This window comes from Bacillus sp. FG16, from assembly GCF_057809515.1.
Window position 1 is genome coordinate 80,245 of sequence record NZ_JBMDKC010000005.1, and the last position, 20,608, is coordinate 100,852.

27 protein-coding genes are annotated in these 20,608 nt (G+C 31.7%); 18 read left to right on the forward strand and 9 right to left on the reverse strand.

Annotated features, from left to right (window positions below):
* The first annotated feature begins 6 nt into the window (after positions 1-6).
* Entirely contained in the window at positions 7-675 is a 669-nt protein-coding gene (locus ACODS7_RS03675) for an ABC transporter ATP-binding protein (protein ID WP_243168204.1), read from the forward strand.
* Between the two features lie 297 nt (positions 676-972).
* Here ACODS7_RS03675 and ACODS7_RS03680 read toward each other — a convergent pair whose 3' ends face one another.
* From ACODS7_RS03680 to ACODS7_RS03695, 4 genes are all read right to left on the reverse strand, one after another.
* On the reverse strand, positions 973-1,155 hold the full coding sequence (locus tag ACODS7_RS03680) for a hypothetical protein (RefSeq protein WP_029442500.1): 183 nt from the start codon (positions 1,153-1,155) through the stop codon (positions 973-975).
* 201 nt (positions 1,156-1,356) lie between these two features.
* Positions 1,357-1,893: a DinB family protein gene (locus ACODS7_RS03685; protein ID WP_029442499.1), complete on the reverse strand. Its 537-nt coding sequence runs from the start codon at positions 1,891-1,893 to the stop codon at positions 1,357-1,359.
* Positions 1,894-2,202: 309 nt separating this feature from the next.
* Positions 2,203-3,675 (reverse strand): sensor histidine kinase, encoded by a 1,473-nt coding sequence (locus ACODS7_RS03690; RefSeq protein WP_224980428.1) that lies wholly within the window; start codon positions 3,673-3,675, stop codon positions 2,203-2,205.
* Positions 3,668-4,333 (reverse strand): response regulator transcription factor, encoded by a 666-nt coding sequence (locus ACODS7_RS03695; protein ID WP_000800739.1) that lies wholly within the window; start codon positions 4,331-4,333, stop codon positions 3,668-3,670. Before ACODS7_RS03695 ends, ACODS7_RS03690 begins: the two co-directional genes overlap by 8 nt.
* A gap of 447 nt (positions 4,334-4,780) precedes the next feature.
* On the opposite strand from ACODS7_RS03695, the gene ACODS7_RS03700 reads away from it, so the two are divergent.
* The 4 genes from ACODS7_RS03700 (at position 4,781) to ACODS7_RS03715 (ending at position 7,540) form a co-directional block, all read left to right on the forward strand.
* Entirely contained in the window at positions 4,781-5,473 is a 693-nt protein-coding gene (locus tag ACODS7_RS03700) for an HAD family hydrolase (protein ID WP_243168219.1), read from the forward strand.
* 180 nt (positions 5,474-5,653) lie between these two features.
* The gene (locus ACODS7_RS03705) at positions 5,654-6,022 is read left to right on the forward strand and encodes a DUF4180 domain-containing protein (RefSeq protein ID WP_029442497.1); all 369 of its coding nucleotides are present in this window, start codon (positions 5,654-5,656) and stop codon (positions 6,020-6,022) included.
* Between the two features lie 108 nt (positions 6,023-6,130).
* Positions 6,131-6,634: a MepB family protein gene (locus tag ACODS7_RS03710; RefSeq protein WP_029442496.1), complete on the forward strand. Its 504-nt coding sequence runs from the start codon at positions 6,131-6,133 to the stop codon at positions 6,632-6,634.
* Between the two features lie 138 nt (positions 6,635-6,772).
* Positions 6,773-7,540 carry an arylamine N-acetyltransferase family protein gene (locus ACODS7_RS03715; RefSeq protein WP_098139613.1) on the forward strand — a complete coding sequence of 256 codons (768 nt, stop codon included), beginning with the start codon at positions 6,773-6,775 and terminating at the stop codon, positions 7,538-7,540.
* A gap of 20 nt (positions 7,541-7,560) precedes the next feature.
* Here the strand turns inward: ACODS7_RS03715 and ACODS7_RS03720 are convergent, their stop codons facing one another.
* Positions 7,561-7,743 (reverse strand): hypothetical protein, encoded by a 183-nt coding sequence (locus tag ACODS7_RS03720; protein WP_098139615.1) that lies wholly within the window; start codon positions 7,741-7,743, stop codon positions 7,561-7,563.
* Between the two features lie 143 nt (positions 7,744-7,886).
* On the opposite strand from ACODS7_RS03720, the gene ACODS7_RS03725 reads away from it, so the two are divergent.
* From ACODS7_RS03725 to ACODS7_RS03740, 4 genes are all read left to right on the forward strand, one after another.
* Complete coding sequence (locus ACODS7_RS03725) at positions 7,887-8,540, forward strand: YdeI/OmpD-associated family protein (protein WP_029442494.1); 654 nt, start codon at positions 7,887-7,889, stop codon at positions 8,538-8,540.
* A 126-nt stretch (positions 8,541-8,666) separates the two neighbouring features.
* The gene (locus ACODS7_RS03730) at positions 8,667-9,782 is read left to right on the forward strand and encodes an NAD(P)/FAD-dependent oxidoreductase (protein WP_016081365.1); all 1,116 of its coding nucleotides are present in this window, start codon (positions 8,667-8,669) and stop codon (positions 9,780-9,782) included.
* A gap of 216 nt (positions 9,783-9,998) precedes the next feature.
* Entirely contained in the window at positions 9,999-10,439 is a 441-nt protein-coding gene (locus ACODS7_RS03735; RefSeq protein ID WP_048564750.1) for an NUDIX hydrolase, read from the forward strand.
* 378 nt (positions 10,440-10,817) lie between these two features.
* On the forward strand, positions 10,818-11,477 hold the full coding sequence (locus ACODS7_RS03740; RefSeq protein WP_016081367.1) for a protein kinase family protein: 660 nt from the start codon (positions 10,818-10,820) through the stop codon (positions 11,475-11,477).
* 344 nt (positions 11,478-11,821) lie between these two features.
* Here the strand turns inward: ACODS7_RS03740 and ACODS7_RS03745 are convergent, their stop codons facing one another.
* Together ACODS7_RS03745 and ACODS7_RS03750 are read right to left on the reverse strand one after the other, a co-directional pair.
* The gene (locus ACODS7_RS03745; protein ID WP_000026312.1) at positions 11,822-12,001 is read right to left on the reverse strand and encodes a hypothetical protein; all 180 of its coding nucleotides are present in this window, start codon (positions 11,999-12,001) and stop codon (positions 11,822-11,824) included.
* 91 nt (positions 12,002-12,092) lie between these two features.
* On the reverse strand, positions 12,093-12,350 hold the full coding sequence (locus ACODS7_RS03750) for a hypothetical protein (RefSeq protein ID WP_043938421.1): 258 nt from the start codon (positions 12,348-12,350) through the stop codon (positions 12,093-12,095).
* Between the two features lie 136 nt (positions 12,351-12,486).
* On the opposite strand from ACODS7_RS03750, the gene ACODS7_RS03755 reads away from it, so the two are divergent.
* The 4 genes from ACODS7_RS03755 (at position 12,487) to ACODS7_RS03770 (ending at position 15,725) form a co-directional block, all read left to right on the forward strand.
* Positions 12,487-13,917 carry a PQQ-dependent sugar dehydrogenase gene (locus ACODS7_RS03755; protein ID WP_043938420.1) on the forward strand — a complete coding sequence of 477 codons (1,431 nt, stop codon included), beginning with the start codon at positions 12,487-12,489 and terminating at the stop codon, positions 13,915-13,917.
* A gap of 181 nt (positions 13,918-14,098) precedes the next feature.
* The gene (locus tag ACODS7_RS03760; protein WP_243168203.1) at positions 14,099-14,671 is read left to right on the forward strand and encodes a hypothetical protein; all 573 of its coding nucleotides are present in this window, start codon (positions 14,099-14,101) and stop codon (positions 14,669-14,671) included.
* A gap of 32 nt (positions 14,672-14,703) precedes the next feature.
* Positions 14,704-15,267, forward strand: a complete 564-nt coding sequence (locus tag ACODS7_RS03765) for a GNAT family N-acetyltransferase (RefSeq protein WP_016081371.1) — start codon at positions 14,704-14,706, stop codon at positions 15,265-15,267.
* 77 nt (positions 15,268-15,344) lie between these two features.
* The gene (locus tag ACODS7_RS03770; protein ID WP_001048947.1) at positions 15,345-15,725 is read left to right on the forward strand and encodes a nucleotide excision repair endonuclease; all 381 of its coding nucleotides are present in this window, start codon (positions 15,345-15,347) and stop codon (positions 15,723-15,725) included.
* Between the two features lie 57 nt (positions 15,726-15,782).
* Here the strand turns inward: ACODS7_RS03770 and ACODS7_RS03775 are convergent, their stop codons facing one another.
* On the reverse strand, positions 15,783-15,989 hold the full coding sequence (locus ACODS7_RS03775) for a hypothetical protein (RefSeq protein WP_243168202.1): 207 nt from the start codon (positions 15,987-15,989) through the stop codon (positions 15,783-15,785).
* Positions 15,990-16,121: 132 nt separating this feature from the next.
* Here ACODS7_RS03775 and ACODS7_RS03780 point away from each other — a divergent pair, with 132 nt between their 5' ends.
* From ACODS7_RS03780 to ACODS7_RS03800, 5 genes are all read left to right on the forward strand, one after another.
* Positions 16,122-16,901, forward strand: coding sequence for an undecaprenyl-diphosphate phosphatase (locus ACODS7_RS03780; protein WP_016081372.1), 780 nt, complete (start codon positions 16,122-16,124; stop codon positions 16,899-16,901).
* An 82-nt stretch (positions 16,902-16,983) separates the two neighbouring features.
* Complete coding sequence (locus tag ACODS7_RS03785; protein ID WP_050843848.1) at positions 16,984-18,306, forward strand: FAD-dependent oxidoreductase; 1,323 nt, start codon at positions 16,984-16,986, stop codon at positions 18,304-18,306.
* Between the two features lie 63 nt (positions 18,307-18,369).
* Positions 18,370-18,897: a GNAT family N-acetyltransferase gene (locus tag ACODS7_RS03790; protein ID WP_243168201.1), complete on the forward strand. Its 528-nt coding sequence runs from the start codon at positions 18,370-18,372 to the stop codon at positions 18,895-18,897.
* Between the two features lie 16 nt (positions 18,898-18,913).
* The gene (locus ACODS7_RS03795) at positions 18,914-19,435 is read left to right on the forward strand and encodes a YfiT family bacillithiol transferase (RefSeq protein ID WP_000999062.1); all 522 of its coding nucleotides are present in this window, start codon (positions 18,914-18,916) and stop codon (positions 19,433-19,435) included.
* A 1-nt stretch (position 19,436) separates the two neighbouring features.
* Positions 19,437-19,910 (forward strand): GNAT family N-acetyltransferase, encoded by a 474-nt coding sequence (locus tag ACODS7_RS03800; RefSeq protein WP_000406643.1) that lies wholly within the window; start codon positions 19,437-19,439, stop codon positions 19,908-19,910.
* 120 nt (positions 19,911-20,030) lie between these two features.
* Here the strand turns inward: ACODS7_RS03800 and ACODS7_RS03805 are convergent, their stop codons facing one another.
* The gene (locus ACODS7_RS03805; RefSeq protein WP_243168200.1) at positions 20,031-20,408 is read right to left on the reverse strand and encodes a PH domain-containing protein; all 378 of its coding nucleotides are present in this window, start codon (positions 20,406-20,408) and stop codon (positions 20,031-20,033) included.
* Positions 20,409-20,608: the final 200 nt, after the last annotated feature.

A 20,608-nucleotide genomic window follows, 5' to 3' on the forward strand; every position in this document is an offset into this window, starting at 1 on the left:
ATCGATATGGAGACGATTTTACAGTTTAAAAATTTGGATTATTATTATGAAAGTAATGGAAAAAATGTAGCGATACTAGATAATGTTAACTTTTCTTTTCAAAAAGGACATTTCTACACGATTTTAGGACCATCTGGATCTGGTAAAACCACAACTCTAAGTTTAGGTTGTGGACTGGATAATGGTTATGTACTGTATAATGGCAAAGATATTAGAAAAATTGGTTTGGATCGATACCGTAATCAAAATGTATCTGTAATTTTCCAATCTTATAACTTAATTACTTATATGACCGCTCTTCAAAACGTCTTAACAGCAATGGAAATTACAGGTGTTAAAGTGCAAAATAAAACAGCAAGAGCATTAGAATTATTAGAGAGGGTAGGACTCTCAGAAGCTGAAGCGAAACGAAACGTCCTGCAACTAAGCGGTGGACAACAACAGCGTGTAGCAATTGCTCGAGCACTATCGTGTAATGTTGATTTACTAATTGCAGATGAGCCGACAGGAAACCTCGACGAGGAAACCGCAATGGATATAATAGAACTGTTTCAAGAACTTGCACATAAAGAGAATAAATGCATTATTGTTGTGACGCACTCACAGGAGGTTGCTAAAAAATCAGATCGTGCAGTGTATTTAAGTAAGAAGAAGTTGGTCGTAAATGAAATCTAATATAAACATCATAACTGTTCAATTCACATAATTTTCAAAATCTATCTCTTTCAAAAGCTTATATTTGATTTATAATAAAATCAAGCCATAACCAAAATGGTCTCCCTGTACTGAATGTTAAAATAGTTTGTTGTTCCCGTTTTAATAATATTTGAAAAAGAACTTGTAGGATATTCTACAAGTTCTTTTTATTATAATTGGTTATCTGTATCATGGGATAATCACACATAAAAAAAACGAGACATTACCTAGATATATAATCTAAATGCTGTCCCGTTTAACTGTGTATCTGTATAGTTATTGCAGAATTAAACCTACAATCATAATTAAACAAAATACTATTATCCAACCAAACGCACAATAGCCAAAAATTCTAATCCATTTAGGTAATTGATTCATGTTAATTTTATTTGAGGGAACTCCCTGCATAGAAAACATCATTTTTTGATCTCTATCTCTATTATTTTGTTGTTCATACATAATATCATCACCTTTCCAGAACTATTGTATTTATAGTATATCAGTCCAAAGAAAATTATGTACAGAATAAGAGGGGATAGCATATATATTATGTGGTGAATTTTATAAATAAATGCATTTAATTGCCATGTTTCTAAGCTTTAATCCGTTATAAATACTGAAAAAGAGCCCTACATAAATAGGATTCTTTTTCTTTAAATATTAACTTGCTGGATATGCATCAGAACCAAGGTAACGTTCTTTTATTATTTGAAGATGATGAAGCTCATGACCAGCAATGATGTATGCTAATGCACGAACTGTAACTTCAGAATTGTTCGCATTTCCTCTTTGAGACCAAGCTTCTTTATCTAAGCTTCTAAGTAAATACAGGGTAGATTGGCGAACAACTATTAAATTTCCAAGAAGATCTTGCATAGATTGCTTATCAAAAGCAGCTCTAAGAACATACATATCATCATTATAGCCTGGAAGTTCTGCTGTCTCGCCTCGAGCGATAGATAGCAATCGATACGCCATAATCCTTTCTGTATCTGCTATATGACCGATTACTTCTTTTATACTCCATTTAGTAGGAGCATACCGGAAAAGTCCCTCACTATCAGAAATTCCCTTTAATAAAAGATTTGTTTCCTTCATTTGTTGTTCTAGAATATGTATGATATTTCCGTCTGATACTAAGTTGGTATACGTTGCATAATAGGAGTTATATTCACTTATCTTTGGTCTTATTTGCATACGAATCATCCTTTATGTTTTATGTTTAATCTTTACATATAGCTTATCATAAAAGAATTCCAAATTAATCTGAAAAATGGAGGCAAATATGCATTTTTCATCCTCCTTTTCAGTTTCATAGATGAAATGCATGTCAAATAAGAGAATCTAATTTGCGCTATGCGGAATTTCGTTTTTTGCTGTTATAGTAGAAGGTAAATATTTAAGTTGACTTATGACAATCGCCATTTAAAAAGCAGCATATGTCATTAAATGAAAAACCTATTAATAAGTTTATATTTACTATAAAAACAAACAAACTCGTCCTATTTAAAGGAGAGTTTGTTTGTTTTTATGTTTAGATAATGGAATACTCATGCAAAATTGCACACTATGTTCCATATTTTTTATTGAATACTTTATATCTAGCGTTTCAAGAATTTGTTTAACAATATATAGCCCCAAACCACTTCCTCCAGTATTTCGATTTCTTGATTTTTCAATTCGATAAAATGGTTTGAAAATTTGTTGTAAATCTTCATCTTTAATATTGACACCTGTATTTATAATTTGCATTTCGATTTGACTTTGTTTAGAATCCTCACTTAATTTTATATAGACTCTTTCATTATGTGGGGAATACATAACCGCATTATGGATAATATTTTTACATGCTTTTTCTAAAAGAGCACAATCTGTATAAATAGAAAGGTCAAAATCAATTTCTTTTATTATTTCGATGCTTTTTTGAGAAGCAAAAAATTCGAGATCTTTTGTAATTGTACCTATTAATTTTGAAAGATTAACTTCCTCTACTTTTAGTTTGAAGGTGTGTTGTTCTAATTTCGATACACTTAAAATTTCACGAACTAATTGTTCCATACTTTCAATAATTTGATGATTTTTCTTTAAATATTGATCGCGATTTTGATAAGGGCCAATATTGTATATCATCCCTTCTAAGTATCCTTTCATTACAGTGAGAGGGGACTTTAATTCATGTGCTACAATCGCAAAAAACTCTCTGCGTTTTGTTTCTATTTCTCTTTCTTTTTCAATATCATTTTTTAATTGTTCATTTGCTTTTTTTAAATCAAACATAGCTTGTTGTAAGTTAATAGACATGTCATTCAAACTATTAGACAATTCTCCTAACTCATCTGTAGAGCGAACCTCAATTTTTTCGGAGAAATCTAAATTTGCCATCTTTTGTGCACCTTCATTAATATAAATAAGTGGCTTTGTAATAAACCTGGAATAAAAATAAGCACTCCCTATACCAATTACGAGTACAATGATACTAATATAGGGGAGAAAGCGTACTAAAACCTGTGAAGCTTCATCAATCGGTTGAAATGTAGCAAACACTACAAGCGTTAAACTACCATCTTGAAATTGAATTGGTTTCGTAACGTTATATGAATTGCTAAGGGTACCTACATTCTCGAACCGTGTTGCTCTAGTAACTACTGTTGTTTGCGAACCACTTTGAGTAAAAGAAAATGAAGGAGAGTATTTAATTATTCCCTCATTATTTTGAAGATAAAGCATCGCATTATTTTTTTTTGCATATTCATCAAAAAGTGGTATCGCATCTTGAAACGTAAGATCTTTAGACTTATCAATGATTTCTTTTATCCCTGTTTGAAGTTGATCTGTTTTGTATTGCTCATAAAATGTAGGGAGAAAGAAGTATAAAGTTAAATAAATCAATACTGCAAAGGATAACAAAATGAGAGATGTAGTCATAAAGAGTTTATAAGTAATTTGCTTCATCTTCATGAGTTTCACAATACTATTCATCAATTTTATAACCAATACCCTTTATTGTTTTAATATAAGGGATAGCTAATTTTTTACGTAGATTTTTAATATGTGTATCAATTATTCGTGTTTCTCCAAAATAATCGTACCCCCAAACCTTCTCTACGATATTTTCTCTTGTAAGTACTTTTCTCTCATTTTGAAATAGTAGTTGTAGAATTTCAAACTCTTTTGTCGTTAATATAATTTCAACGTCATTTACATACACTCTATATGCATCCACATCGATACGAACTTCTTTAAAAATCAAATGATTATTTACATTTTTATCATAACTTCTTCTAAGTACAGCTTCGACTCGTCTAATCAAAACATGAAATGAAAAGGGTTTTGTTATATAATCATCGATCCCAAGATCGAATCCTTTCATTTGATCTTCCTCTTCTTCCAACGCAGTTAGCATAATAATTGGTACGTTTGACTGACTTCGGATCATTTTAGAAACTTCAAATCCATTAAGATTAGGCATCATGACATCTAGAAGAATTAAATCAAATGATTGCTTATTAAATTGTGTCATACCCTCTAGTCCATCTGAAGCGACTACCACTGTATACTGCTGTGTCATTAAAAATTGTTTAATTAATTCCTGAATTTCTTGATCGTCCTCTACCACGAGAATATGATAGTTTTTCATAATATCACCTCTGGTAGTCATTATAGCCGTACTATCTGGAGTTTATGTGGAGATACAGTAGTAAACTTCATAGGACGTTTACTACCAAAAAGTATTATTAGCTATATTACTTTTTTATGGAGAAATAATTGCTTTAAAAAACTTATCGTATGAATTGATGTACGATTAATATTTACGAAAAACTAATGTATAATAATGCGAATCGTATGTAATTTCTTAAAATTTGCAAAAATATACTTTTGCTTCTTTACCAAAAGAGGAAAAGGAATTTCAATATAGAAGAAGCTACTGTAATACTAGAGTGTGTGCCAAGAACTTTGGATTTCTCTCATCTAGTTTCTATTTAATCGTTAATCACTACATAACAATGTTCTGGCTAAACCAAAAGTTTAAAGGTACAAACTTGGAGAGATTTATATAATGTTAGAAAGGTTGTGAAATTATTTGATGGGTTATAAAGCGATGCTGTTTGATTTAGATGATACATTACTTGATAGGGATAAAGCAGTAGAGGCATTATTTTTAATTGTTTTAGAAAAGTGTTATGAGGATGTTAGTGATGCAGTTAAAAGCAACATGTTACAGAAATTCAAAGAATACGATAAAAGAGAATATGGCATAAGTAATAAAACGACAGTTTTAGAATCATTGTTTGATGAATTCACGCCGAAGTATAGATTGCCACGCAATTACATCCAAGATTTTTGGAATAATAATTTCCCTAGATGTTTTTCAATAGACCAAAATACTATTCATTTCTTAAATCAAATAAAGAAGCACTTTAAAGTTGGAATTATAACAAATGGATCAAATCAGAGGCAAAAAGCTAAAATATTTAACACGAATTTAAATAGGTATTTTGAAACAATCATTATTTCTGAAGAAGTGGGATTTAGTAAACCTGATAAACGTATATTCGAACTAGCATTAAATAAGCTAAATTTACAGCCGGAAAATACTTTATTTGTTGGTGATGACTTAGAAAAGGATATTGCTGGTCCTCAAAATGTAAATATAAAAGGTGTGTGGTTTAACCCTCAGAAGATCAAGAATACTACCAAAATACAACCGTATGCCGAGATTAACACTTTGGATAGTTTGTTAAGTTATGTTACTCCACAATATTTTTATAACAAGTAAAAGTAATTCTATATATATTCAAAAATATAAAAAAGAGAAACTATCATTAATTTCATTGACCGTATTAGTAATAAAAAATAGATGTGATTTTAATAGCTGAGGCTAATTTAATCTATGATTAATACGAAGTTTTGTAAAACAATTTTACTCATACTGTGTAAATTATAAAGGGGTGGGACTATGGAAATAAAGAAATTAGTAATCGATGGAATCAATATTGCGGTCATTAGAAACGATAAGGTATTAATATCGGATGTTCAGTCTGCATTAGATACTATGGCAACAGTTCAATATGAGGTAGATGCGAAACATATTATTATCCATAAATCTTTAATAAGTGAAGATTTCTTTAATCTAAAAACACGGCTTGCGGGGGATATCCTTCAAAAGTTTATAAACTACAAGGTAAAGATTGCTATTGTTGGGGATTTCTCTATGTATACTAGTAAAAGCTTAAAGGATTTTATTTATGAATGTAATAAAGGGAATGACATTTTTTACTTAGCAACTGAACAACAAGCAATTGAAAAACTAAGTACATTAAAGTAATAATTATATCCTGCTAAATTCCCCCATTTCACTTAGTTCATAATTATATACGATATAGAAGAACTGATGTTTGTGGTAAACTAAGAGATGGATAAAGGGGGAGTTTTTTTGAACAATTTTAATAATATAATCCAAAATTTAAATAATATAGTTTACAAACCTAACAATTTAATGATTACGAATCTAAAAGAAGAAAAGCAAAACGCAGAATATGCAGGATGTTTATTCCACTTAAATAACAAAACCATTCGTTTTAGAAAATCAAAAGTTACTCCTAATAAAATTGGGCAATTTGTTTCTTTTTGGGAGAAAGATGAAAATATGCGAAATAGAGCTTTCTCTTATGAAGCTGCTCCTGATTTATTAGTAATCACTTGTATTGCTGATAATAAACAAGGGCAATTTATTTTTCCTAAAGAGATTCTTCTTAAAGAAAAAATATTGAGAACACCAAGTCAAACAGGGAAAATGGCAATGAGAATTTATCCTGTTTGGGATACCACTGTTAGCAATCAAGCTAAAAAGAGCCAAATGTGGCAACTTCAGTATTTTGTTGATTTAAGCGATCATAATAATCTACCTATAGACAAACTATTAAATTTCTATTCGTAGCTTCTTATCTTAAGTGATCTTGTCGGTTAGACTTTTTGTACCGGTACAGTTAAACGAAATGTACATTGTTTCAGTACCCCATCAAATTTACAATCAGCATATACTATTTTAACTTATACATTTTAAGGGGTGCTGACTATGACAAGTCTACAACATAAGCTTTTTACAAGATTGAATCTTGCAAAGCGTACTGAAGTGAAGTTTGAAGAATTAAATACAATCCTCTTTGCATTTGCACACACTATACCATTTGAGAATTTAGATGTTATAGCGGGTAATGCAAAAGTAATTTCTAAAGAAAACTTACAAGAGAAAATCTTAATGAACTCTCGTGGTGGCCTATGTTATGAATTAAATACTCTTTTTTACTATTTCTTAAAAGACTGTGGCTATGATGTACAACTGGCATTAGGTACGGTGTATAAAAATGATATAAAAGCATGGGCACTTGAGGATGGCCATATAACAATTATTTTAACTTATGATAATGTACAGTATTTAATTGATGTAGGTATAGCTTCGTTAGTACCTCTTGTTCCTGTACCTTTTACTGGCGAGTCTGTTTCTTCAAAAAATGGTTCGTACCGGGTGAGACGAAAAGATACGAGTAAAGGAAATTATGTTTTAGAAAGAAAAGATGCTGCTGGAGAATGGAAAGTTTGTCATGCTTTTTATAAACATATTATTGATGAGATAGTAGTAAATGATGTTCAAAGAAGAGTGATAGAAGATGAGAAGTCTATTTTTAATAAGGGACCAATTGCAGTAAAGTTGACGAACTCTGGCCATATTTCATTAACGAATACAAGTTTAACCGAAATTATTCATGGGGAAAAAACTAAGCGTGAAATTACAGAAGATCAATATAAAGAGTTTTTATATACTTTATTTGCTATTAAGTCATGAATAATAAAGATAGCCGGTTCTTATTCAGAAGCGGCTATTTTTATTATTTTTGGTGTAAATGGTTTTCTTCTAATATGTTTCGGAAACTGCGGTATAGTTAATGTTTTTAATGTTTCCTCAGCTTCTTCATATGTATGAAAAATTGGTTCTTTTCCATCATTCCCTTGTAAAACTAGCCCTTCATCTCGGATTACATATGGCATAAAACCACCCTATCTATTAAAGAATTATGTTCTTTTGCGGCAGAACAACACGATTTAAAGTTTGATTTTCTTAATACATATAATACACTAGAACAGTACGAAAAAGTATGTACAATGAATTTTGAATGTAAAGGAAGATTATTATGTCAGTTATTGATAAATTGAAACTTAATAAGTATACAAATATGGTCGTTATTAACGAACCAAGTGATTATGACATTTTTACAGGTAAAGAAAATGCATTCTCAAAAGAACACGATGCTATCTTTATATTTGTAGAAACGCTTGATGAAATGGTGAAACAAACGAATTTTATTATTAGTAATGAAGAATTACTAATTGAAAAAGGTTACGTATTCTTCGCATATCCGAAAAAAGGTAATGCTCGTTATAGTACGTTTATTCACCGTGATGAGATGTTTCCGGCATTAAACGTTGGAGAAGATGGTTATGTGGGAGAAAGCGATATTAAATTTGCACGAATGGTAAGTATGGATGAAGTCTTTACTGTTGTAGGTTTAAAACGTGAAAAGAAAAAAACAACGAAAACATCTGCTATGAGTCAATGTGTTGCCGATTATGCAGATCAAATTAAAGATGTTGAAGCATTATTAACAAATCACCCAAATGAACTTAAGTTTTATCAAAGTTTAACGCCTGGATATCAGAAAGATTGGGCACGTAATCTTTTTTCTGTAAAACAAGAAAAAACACGTGAAAAACGTCTAGAGAAAATGATAGAAATCCTTTCACAAGGCTATAAAACAATTGAGTTATTCCGTAAGAAGAAAAAATGATGATTAAGAAAGTCACAATGCTGCAACAATTAATTGTGATGAGTACATTGAAAAAAGTATTCCTTCCATTATACTAAGGAATGTTCTTATATTTATATAATTAGCAAAAGAGAAAAGGTGTTTGAAATGAAATCGTATATTGTAGTTGGATCTGGAATTTTAGGAGCGTCTACTGCTTATCATCTTGCTAAGGCAGGTGCGAATGTTACTATCGTGGATCGCCAACAATTAGGGCAAGCAACTGATGCAGGAGCAGGTATTGTATGTCCATGGCTATCACAGCGTCGTAATAAAGCATGGTATAAAATTGTTAAAGGCGGTGCACGTTACTATTCTTCGTTAATTCAGCAATTAGAAGAAGACGGTGAAACGGACACAGGATATAATCGTGTGGGTGCAATTAGTTTACATACTGACGAGAAAAAGTTAGATCAAATGGAAGAGCGAGCTTATAAACGACGTGAAGATGCCCCAGAGATTGGTGAAATCACTCGCTTATCAGCTGAAGAAACAAAAAAATTATTCCCAGCATTATCAGACGAATATAGTTCTGTTCATATTAGTGGTGCTGCACGAGTGAATGGAAGATTATTACGCAATGCATTAATAAGTGCTGCGAAAAAACATGGTGCAACTTTTATAAAAGGCGATGCCATATTGGTCCGTGAAGGAAATCATATTACTGGAGTTACAGTAAACGATGAAACAATTTTAGCGGAAAAGGTTATTGTAACTGCAGGCGCATGGGCGAATGAAATCTTGAACCCATTAGGAATTAATTTCTTAGTTACATTCCAAAAAGGACAAATTGTTCATCTGCAAATTGAAAATACAGCAACAGAAAATATGCCAGTTGTTATGCCACCAAACGATCAATATATTTTAACGTTTGACAATGGTCATGTCGTAATTGGTGCAACACATGAGAATGATACTGGTTTCGATCATCGTGTAACAGCAGGTGGTTTACATGAAGTATTCCATAAGGCATTAGCAGTTGCACCTGGCTTAGAAAATGCTACAATGCTTGAAACGAGAGTTGGATTCAGACCATTCACACCAGGATTCTTACCTGTTATCGGACCACTACCTAACTTTGAAGGAATTTTCGTTGCGAATGGATTAGGAGCTTCGGGTTTAACAGCTGGTCCATACTTAGGAGCGGAACTTGCTAAATTAGCGCTCGGACAACCGATTGAATTAGATTTAAATGATTATGACGTTGCTGGCGCAATTGAATAATATAGGGTACTGCTAACATTTAGGAAAAATCATGCTAAACAAATTCGACAGAGAATAAGCAGTTTTTCCTCTGTTAAGAGTAAGCCTGTTTATGAAAAATAAAATTCTTTAAAAATAGAGAGCCAACATTATAAACCTGCATTAATAATGTAGAATTGTGATGTCGGCTCTTTATTCATATTGATTTAAAACTTATTTTCGAGAGGAGGTTAAGTAATGAGAGCGCCATATCAAGTATTGATATTTCCTTATATAAAAACTGACGATTCTATTCAATATGCTATTTTTAACCGAAGTGATTATGGTTATTGGCAAGGAATAGCTGGTGGCGGAGAAGACGGTGAGATTCCTATTGAATCAGCAAAACGGGAAGCGTTTGAAGAGGCTGGTATTACAAGAGAATGTCCATATATACAATTAGATTCTGTGTCTTCACTACCAGTAGAGGATGTAGTTGGAGGATTCCTTTGGGGAGAAGAGATTTATGTAATAAAAGAATTTTCTTTTGGAGTTAAAGTCCCTACAAAAAACATATCATTATCTAAAGAACACTTCCATTATAAATGGTTATGCTTTGAGGAAGCAGTAACGCTTTTGAAATGGGATAGTAACAAAACAGCATTGTGGGAATTAAACAAAAGATTATTAAAACAATAAAAGTGTTAGCTAACAAAGATAGTAGTGGAACAAGAATTGAACCATTAACAAACCTTTGCTACACTTCTAAACAATGTTTTAGATTATAAAATAGAGTAATATAGATTTTGTATAGGTAATTTACTAAGAGAACTTGTACTAAGAAAAGCCCTATACAGTTGACTCTGAAAAAATGAAAATAGTTAGAAATATTTTTATATCGTACGGTTTTTGGCTATGAATAACGGAATAAATATTAAGTATTCAACAGTTTAAATAAAACGAGTTAGCTTTTTATTTTAAGAAGAAAGATGACTCGTTTTATGCTAAAATTCGCTTAGTGTATATTTTCGTTAAAATGTGGGTGGGCCCCCTTTTAGCAAAACCGGAGTGGGAATGATGAGTATAAATAGTTTTGTGGGATTGATAAAGGATGAATTATTAAAAGAGGTAAGTATAAGAAGTGAGGATGAATTCGAGCCTGTAGTAGTTAAAGATATTCCTAGACTTTGGAAGTGTTTAGGAACAGGTAATTATGCCGCAGTATTCATGCACAAAGAATACAAAGATTGGGTAGTGAAAGTTTACGTGCGAGAAGGAGAAGGAATTGAAAAAGAGTCAGAAGTATACCGAAGAATTGGAGATCATCCTTCTTATTCAAAACTTATATATAAAGGAGAAAATTTCATAGTATTGAAACGTTTAAAAGAAATTACCTTATACGATGCTATTCATAAGGGGATTAAAATTCCTAAGCAAGTAATACTTGATATTAATGAGGCTTTAGAGTATGCGAGGGAACAAGGGTTAACTCCTTGTGATGTTCACGGGAAAAATGTGATGATGGAAAAAGGAAGGGGATATGTAGTCGATGTATCTGATTTCTTAAAAACAAAAGAAGATAGTAAGTGGAGAGACCTAGAAAAGGCATATTTCACCTTTTATTTTCCTTTCATTTATAAATTGCCTCTCCCCGTTAAAATACCGTATTTTATGTTAAACATTGTTAGACGTTCGTACAGAAAATATAAGAAACTTAAAAAGAAATTCAAATTGTAAAAGGACCACATACTTATCTTTAAGTAGATAAGTGTACCAATAGTAAACAAAAGTACCGTACATTTTAGATATGTCTAATATGTACGGTACTAATTTTATAATTTCATGTAGTATCCAGTTGAACAAATGGTTATCCCGCTACATCGCCATAAACTTAAGAAATGCATTGTTCCTAAAAATGATTTGAATTCACATAAATAACTTTAGAAAAATTTAAAATTTTGTTTAGGGGCTACTTCAAGACCTTAGCTTGCTGGGCATGTGGTGCTATCCCAAAATATAAAAAGATTAGGAGTGAATCCTAATCTTTTTATTTATACATATTTTTGTTAGTTATATCACTATCAATTCCAAAACGGGATATTTTGAATAAATGAAACCGTCAAAATAAGTGTTGATACGGAACCAGCAGTTACTAAAGTTACTATTTTTCGTCCATTCTGTTCTTTTGAAGGTTTTATAAGTTCTGTAATTAACACAATCCATATTATGATAGAGATTATTGAAATAATATTTATAGACATATGTAACACATCCCTTCTTATTTTCACATAAATATTTCTTCTTTTATAAAATAAAAGCAATTTAACAAGAAAATATGTAACGCATTACAAATCAATATTTTCCTGTTAAACCACCTTTTTTAAATAGAAATACGACTGATAAAACGATAACAACAGCCTTCAAACTTCCCCAATATGGATAAATAGCATGATCTGTTAGACTAGTATATTGAAAAATATTCTCCAAACCGAAAATCCCTATAATGATCGCTAAAAGAAAAGCGGCTTTTCCAATAGTCGTATTACGATAGAGGGTAAATAAATAGACTGCGAAAATTATTGGTAAGATGATTTGTAGTACGATTATCATAGTTCGTCCCCCAGAGTATTTATAATTATATTATATACAAAATTGTAATAAAAAGGAATACGACTTATTCGATACTAACAGAACTACTCTAATCATATTCTTCTATAAAAAAGAAGAAAAAGGGGTGTACAGTTAATTGACAAAAGTTAAAGTTAGTTTACGACCCATTATTCATAATATAAATTTACCAACCGTATTGAAAACAACGATACTTCCAGGTGAATCGACTGAAAGACTATTTATCGCAACCCAATTAGGAGAGATTTTTTACATAGGGGACGGCGTTATAAAGACATTTTTAGATATTCGTCAACAAATTATTAAATTAGGTACATTTGAAGAAGGTGTTTCTAGTAGCGGTTATGATGAACGCGGATTGCTAGGACTTGCGTTCCATCCAAAATTTTATCAAAATGGGTTATTTTATCTTCATTATTCAGTAGCCGGAACTCAAGGGCTAGGTGCACTTTCTGAACAATTTAAACCGAATCCTTGTGACCCTAAAACGTTAAATTTAAAGTGGGTTAATAGAAATACGCAATATGATCACATTGATACTGTGGAAGAATGGAATTTACAATCTAATGGTCAAGCTCAAAAGCGACGAACATTACTGAATGTAAGAAGACCATTTTTTAATCATAACGGAGTCAATAGTTTAAACTTTTCACCTGAGACTGGAAAACTTGTTTTTACAAATGGAGATGGCGGATCAGGTTATGATCCATTTAATTTAAGCCAAGATGATTTAGAAATAGCAGGTAAAATAATTGAAATCGATGTAAGTAAAAATACATTTATAAATAACCCTCCTGTAGTTACACGCTTCGATGAACTTCCTTTATCTATACAAGAAACACTTACAGTAATTGCAAAAGGAGTACGTAATATAACTGGCATTTCATTTCAAAGGTTTTATAATCAATATATCAAATACACCGGAAATGTCGGACAGGATATTGTAGAGTCTATTTTTTCATTTATTCAATATAAACCTATACCGGTTACAGAACTTGTTCAAATGCATTTTATGAGGCTAACTCCCACTCAAGATGGGTTTATCAATTTTGGGTGGCGAGGATGGGAAGGGGATTTACCTACTTCTTTTATACGACATTGTTCTGAGAATCAGACTTTGGATGAGAGAACAATGGCTTATTATGATGAAACGATACAAACTTCAGTGAAGCGTATTCTGCCTCTACTTAGTTATTTTCATAAAGATTCCAGACCCGATAAATTTGGAGGAACTTCACTTACAGGAGTTCAGCCGTATATGGGAACTGCAATCCCGAATTTAACAAGTAGCGTCGTATTTACTGACCTTGCCCAGAAAGAAGAATCACAGTCTCCAGTTAAGGGGGTTTTAGCCTATACTAGAGCAGGTACAGACGGTAAACATGCTGAGTTTCATGCTATTGAAACCAATTATGATTTTGGTACGCAAGAAGCTTATTATATGAGTTTAGGAACAAATTTGAATCAAACTAGATTATATTTAGGAGTTTACGGTTCTATGAAAGTAACTGATTTTAACAAAGGTACCATTTTCGAAATTGTTCCTTGATACGATATACACTCGCAGTTTAATAATCCAGGGAATTCATTTTGTTTCAAAACGCACAATTTATCCCCCTAAAAGTCTTTTATTGTCTAGTAATTCATAACAAGTAGAAAGCAGCTCATAAACCACTAGTGTATGAATAATATAGAAAGTAATGAATGAGGTATCTTTAGGGGGTATTTTAATGAATTGGTTTGTACGTTATTGGTATCAATTGATGATAGAACATGATACGAACTTTGTTCATAAAAGAAAATTGTCCCTTGCGAATAAGTTAGTACTTACAGCTTTAATGAGTGCATTGGCCACCATGTTTCAAGCAGCAGGAAACTTAGTTCCTGGTATAGGTTTACTCATTAGTCCATTTTCGACATTGCCAATTTTTTTTGCTATTTTCTATTCTATTCGTGAGGGAATACTTTCTTATATTCTTACTATTTTTCTATTATTTATTATTGAGCCAAGTGAACTAATTGTCTTTCCTTTTACTACAGGCTTATTAGGTCTAGCCTTAGGACTAGCCTTTTTAAAATTCAAGAGGAGAATTTGGATTGTTTCCTTTTCAGCGACTTGTCTACTTATAGGGATTATGATCGTTCTCGATGTTTTCCGTTTTCCGGTACTTGGTCCTACTGTTCATACAACTATGGACATAAAAATTATTTTATCAATATTTATACTGAGCTTTCTATACTGCTGGATTTATGCAGGTTTTTGCAGAATAATGATGAATAGATTATGTAAAGCGTTGTATTGACAATGGCATAATGAAGATTGGAGAATGCATTCATGACTAACGTTGCAGTTAGAAGACCGAATTTGAATGATGTAGATGAACTATATTTATTTTTCCGTATCGTTATTACGAATACATACAAAAATGAAGGATTGTCACAATTATTGGATGATATAGAAAATGAAATTAACTCAAAAAAGCAGTATTTGAAAAGTGATTTTGAAAGTAACGGAGAAAGTCGTTACTTTTTATTAGCGATTGATACAAGTAATGATAAAATCATTGGAACAATCGAAACCGGTCCAGCAAGTACATTGATTACTAGTTGTACAGGTGGTGTACTTAAAAATTTGTATGAAATAGGAACTGTATTCATACTTCCGGAGTATCAAAGAAAGGGAATAGGGAGTTTATTACTACATACAATGTTTCTTACATTACTTAGCAGAGGGATAACAGAATATTGTTTAGATAGTGGATATAAAAATGCGCAAAGTATATGGATGAAAAAGTTCGGAAAACCTAGCTATGTATTGAAAGATTACTGGGGAGAATCCAGTGATCATATGATTTGGAAGAAAAGTTTACATGATACACCTATAATATTTGAATTATAAAATGAAATATGCCCCTGAACATAGCTTTTCTTACTTATGTATGCTATTATTTATCTTTATAATAAAAGAGGACGTGAATGAACTTGATTAAAATTAGTATCCCTGAAGTTGATGTTACAATTACTGAACGTAAACAAGTTATTAAAGGAGACGAGCCAATCATTACTCCAATTAATGGATTTATCGATTTCCACTTGTTCCCTAGAGATAAAGGCGGCATTTTTATGTTTTACAATATTAATGACGAACTACTTTTCGTAGGTAAAGCTCGTAAAATTAGACAACGTATTAAGAAGCATTTTGAAGATAATGTTTCACCAATTAAAAATCACCGTGATGAAGTATACCGCATTGATGCATGTATCGTAGAAGATCCAACAGAAAGAGAAATTTACGAAACATATATCATTAATGAATACAAAGCGAAATATAACGTTGATAAAGTATTCTACAAATAATCAACATTAATAAAAAACAATCCTAGCTAATATGCCAGGATTGTTTTTTATTTAGATTTATTCTTCATATCTTTCTCCTTTTTTTAAATGATTAGCCACAATAAAACAGAATATCCCTATAAATATAAGTACAATACCAAGCGTTTTATGTTTTCCCTCAAAGAAAGGAATATCTGAAATAACATTTGTCATACATAGTCCTAAAAATACAAGGATAGGGCCCATCAAAAGTAATACATTACCGAATTTTGTGTGCTTCCACATAATAACCCTCCTCAATTCTCTTTACATATATATCCATAAATTAAAAGTAAATTCATAGAGAAATATAGTTTTTTTCATATCGAAAATTTAACCCTCATATATTGGTACAAGCAAAAGAGAAAGGAGACCATCATGAATTGGTTAGAAGCTTTCATATTAGGTATAATTCAAGGTTTAACAGAATTTTTACCAATCAGTAGTACCGGACATCTTTATTTAGGAAGACATTTATTTCAATTAGATGAAGCAGGCTTATTTTTAGATACGATGTTGCATATTGGGACTTTACTTGCAGTGTTTATTTATTACAAAAAAGAATTTATATATTTAATTAAAAACCCATTTTCAAAGCTCATGTTATTACTTATCGTTGGGACAATACCCGCAGTTGTAATTGGTTTATTGTTTAAAGACTTCTTTGAAGATATTTCAAAAACAGGAATCACAATCGGTTGGGAGTTTTTAGTGACCGGATTCTTTCTCTACATGGCAGATAAACAAAAGAATGGTCGTAAAAAAATGGATGACATAACATATAAAGACGCATTAATTATCGGTTCATTTCAAGCGGCTGCTATTTTTCCAGCCATTTCCCGTTCTGGAATGACAATTGTCGCTGCATTATGGAGAAAATTAGACCGTGAAACAGCTGCTTACTTTTCTTTTTTACTTTCGACACCAGCAATCGCCGGAGCTATCATTTTGCAATTTGTAGACGTTTTTCAAGGGAAAGCAGAATCTATTTCTAGTACATCTTTAATTGTCGGAACGTTATCAGCATCGTTCTTTGGATACATAGCCGTTTCATGGATGATTCAATATTTAAAACGCCACTCCTTAAAAGTATTCGCGTATTACGTATGGGGATTAGGTATTTTAATTTTAACGTTGCAATTTACTGATGTATTTTAAGTATAATGAAAAAGAAGTTAATTAGTTTAAGATCCTGTTTCATTCATACAAGGCAGGATCTCTTTTTATTAAGGGGGAAAACATGTTTAATAAGGCTATCGTTATTGGTGGAAGTATGGCAGGAAAGTTTGCAGCAAAAGCATTATCAACTTCTTTTAAAGAAGTAATCATTTTAGAAGTCGGTGAAAAATGGGATGGAAAAGCTTCAAGAAAAAGAGTGCCACAAAGTAATCATCCTCACGTGTTATTAAAAGGTGGAGAAAAAGCAATTGAAGAATTGTTTCCTACTATTACGCATGAATTAATAGAAGCGGGCAGTATTATAAACAACTTTACACGTGATTTGAAATGGCATCAATTCGGTCTATGGAAACAACCGTTCATAGGGGAAGTACATATGATTCAACAAAGTCGTCCTTTGCTAGAATGGCATATTCAAAAACGAATACATCAAATTTCAAATATTACTATTAAATATGAAACATTGGTTAAAGGGTTATTGATAGATGAAAAGCTTAACAAAGTGTGTGGAGTAAAAGTTAAATATTTAGAGACTGATACACAAGAAGAAGTCCATGCAGATCTTGTTGTTGATGCGAGTGGATTTGGCTCAAAAAGTATAGAGTGGTTACGAGAATACGGAATTGAAGTACAAGAAGAGAAAGTTCGTATTGATTTATTTTACGCAACGAAAATGTTCAAACTTAAAGAAAATGAGGAGTTAGACTGTTGTAATATGTTAATGTCTCCGAGTTTCCCTGATAACCCTTATGGCGTTCTTATTCAAACGATAGAAGATAATCGTTATTTTGTTACTTTCAGTGGATACGCAAACGAGAAAGCACCACAAACAGATGATGAGTTTTATGATTTTGCTGAAAACCTATCAATTTCTAATGTTACAGATTTCCTAAACAAGGCTGAGGGAATTACTGATATAAAGACATACAAAATTCCTTATCAAGTACGCCGGCGATTTGATTTAGTGAATAATGTACCAGAAGGATTATTAGTTGTTGGAGATGCGCAATGTCGTTTTGATCCCGTTTTCGGCCAAGGTGTATCAGTTGCTGCTATGGAGGCTCACCAATTGCAATTACTTCTGCAAGGTAGAAAACAACTTGATAAAACATTTACACAACAATTTTATAAAAAGGCAGCTAATATAATAGAAACCCCATGGGATATGACAACAACGGAAATATCACGTCACCCGCAGTTAAAGAGAGAATTAACTACAAAACAAAAATTTCAGCTATGGTATACGAAACAAATATATCGACTATCCGCAAGTAATTCTGATGTTTATATTCGGTTAGTACGAGTGATGAATTTGATTCGTAGTCCATTTCATCTTTTTCATCCGAAAGTGCTACTATCTGTATTGCTTAATCGAAAGAAATAGCAGGAATATAATTGATTAAAAAAGAATGTATAACAGTTAGTAAATCAAGAAGGAGAATACGGGATGGAAATATACATAGAGCAACTAAAGAAACAAGATGCTAAGGATTTATTTACGTTTGAACTTACGAATAAATCTTTTTTTGAAACAATGGTACCAAATCGCGGCTCGAAATATTTTGAATTTGAATATTTCCAAAAACTACTAGACGATTTATTAATAGAACAGGCGGATGGAGATTCTTATTTTTATTTAATTCGTAATGAAGAAAAAGAAATTGTAGGACGAATAAATTTAGTAGATATAGATACAGAAACTCGAATTAGTTCGCTAGGGTATCGGGTCGGAGAAAAATTTACTAAAAAAGGAGTTGCAACAGCAGCCGTAAAATTAATTTTAGACGTAGCGAAAAATAATGAAATTAATGGGGTTCATGCTAAAACAACTACTAATAATCTCGCATCACAAATTGTACTAGAAAAAAGCGGATTTTCTTCTTATCAAAACGAATCAGATACAACTTCTGTAGAATTAAATGGAGAACATGTGAAGTTTGTACATTATATTTGGAGAAATACTTCACGCTTATAATAAGGAGGACTTATTCATGAATGATTTACGTTATCCAATTGGCCAATTTACATACAAACGTCCTATAACTGAAGAAATGATTGATACATGGATTCAAGAAATTGAAGATTTACCTCATGAACTAACAAAGGCAATTAAAGATTTAGATCAGAAGCAGTTAGATACACCATATCGCGTTGGAGGGTGGACTGTCCGTCAAGTTGTTCATCACGTTGTTGATAGCCATATGAATAGCTACATACGCTTTAAATTAGCACTGACAGAAAAGAATCCAACTATTAAGCCGTATAAAGAAGAGAAGTGGGCAGAGTTACCCGATTCAAAATTACCGGTAGATGTTTCACTAGTAATGCTAGATTCATTACATAAAAGATGGGTTAACCTTTTATATTCTCTAGAAATTGAAGATTTAGAAAAGACATTTAACCATCCTGAAACTGGTGAAACAAAACTTGCTGTTGCAATAGGACTATACGCATGGCATGGTCGTCACCATACCGCTCATATTACCTCGTTAAGAAAGCGACTTAATTGGTAACATGGAGATTACATTAGAGAAGGCGACAGAAAGTGATGCAGAAGTTATATTTCAAATGCAAATAGACTCATTTAGCCCTTTATTACATAAATATAAAGACTATGAAACAAATCCAGCAAATGAAACTATCGAAAAAACTATTTGTAGAATAAATCATGTAGACGGTGGCTTCTATAAAATAATAGTGGCAATGAATCTTGTTGGGGCGATATGCATTTCACAAAAAGAAACACCCTCTAAATTTTGGATCAGTCCAATGTTTATTCACCCGAGTTATCAAGGAAAAGGAATTGCCCAAAAGGTACTTACATTAATTGAGGAAATGTTTCCTGAAGCAACGAGCTGGGAACTTGCTACTATTTTAGAAGAAGAGAAAAATTGTTTTTTGTATGAAAAGATGGAGTATAAAAGAACAGAAGTTATAAAGAAATTAAATGATGAAACTACACTTATTTATTACAAAAAAGAAAGGTAAAGCATATAAAATACGCTTTACCTTTTTATGTTATTTTAGATTAAATATACAAAAATAATGTATGTTCTTCCAAAATACTCGGATTAGTAATTTTAAAAATGAATAAAAATACGAAAACCACTACTTTGTCGTAAAGGTTACTAACGCTTTTTGAATGCTTAAAATACTATCGTCACCTTTAAATTCTTTCGTAATTGGATCCTCCATACTAGAGACCCAAATTTTAAGTTCTGCATCTAAATCAAAATGCCCAGCCGTTTCGATGCTATATTGTGTAATGCTTTTATAAGGAATAAAATGGTATTCTGTTTTTTTGCCAGTTACTCCTTGTTTATCTACTAAAATAAGACGACGATTTGTAAATACGATTAGATCACGAATTAATTTATATGCATGCTCTACTTTTTCATCGTCTAGCATAATCTTCTCTAAATCACGTTCTACACTTTCAGAACTCGTATTTGATGCATTTCCTAAAATACCGCTAAATAAACCCATATTAAATTCCTCCTTTAATATATGTGGAATGAATTACTTATATTGTAACATGTTACTCACAAAGATATTATGACATTACTTTAGTAGTTTCTGGTTATTGTTGTAATTAGTTTATATAACCTCATCTTAAAATCTTATGCTAATATGAAATTAAGAAAAAAGAAGCAGAGGGATATAGCATGAAGAATATTGGTTTAGTA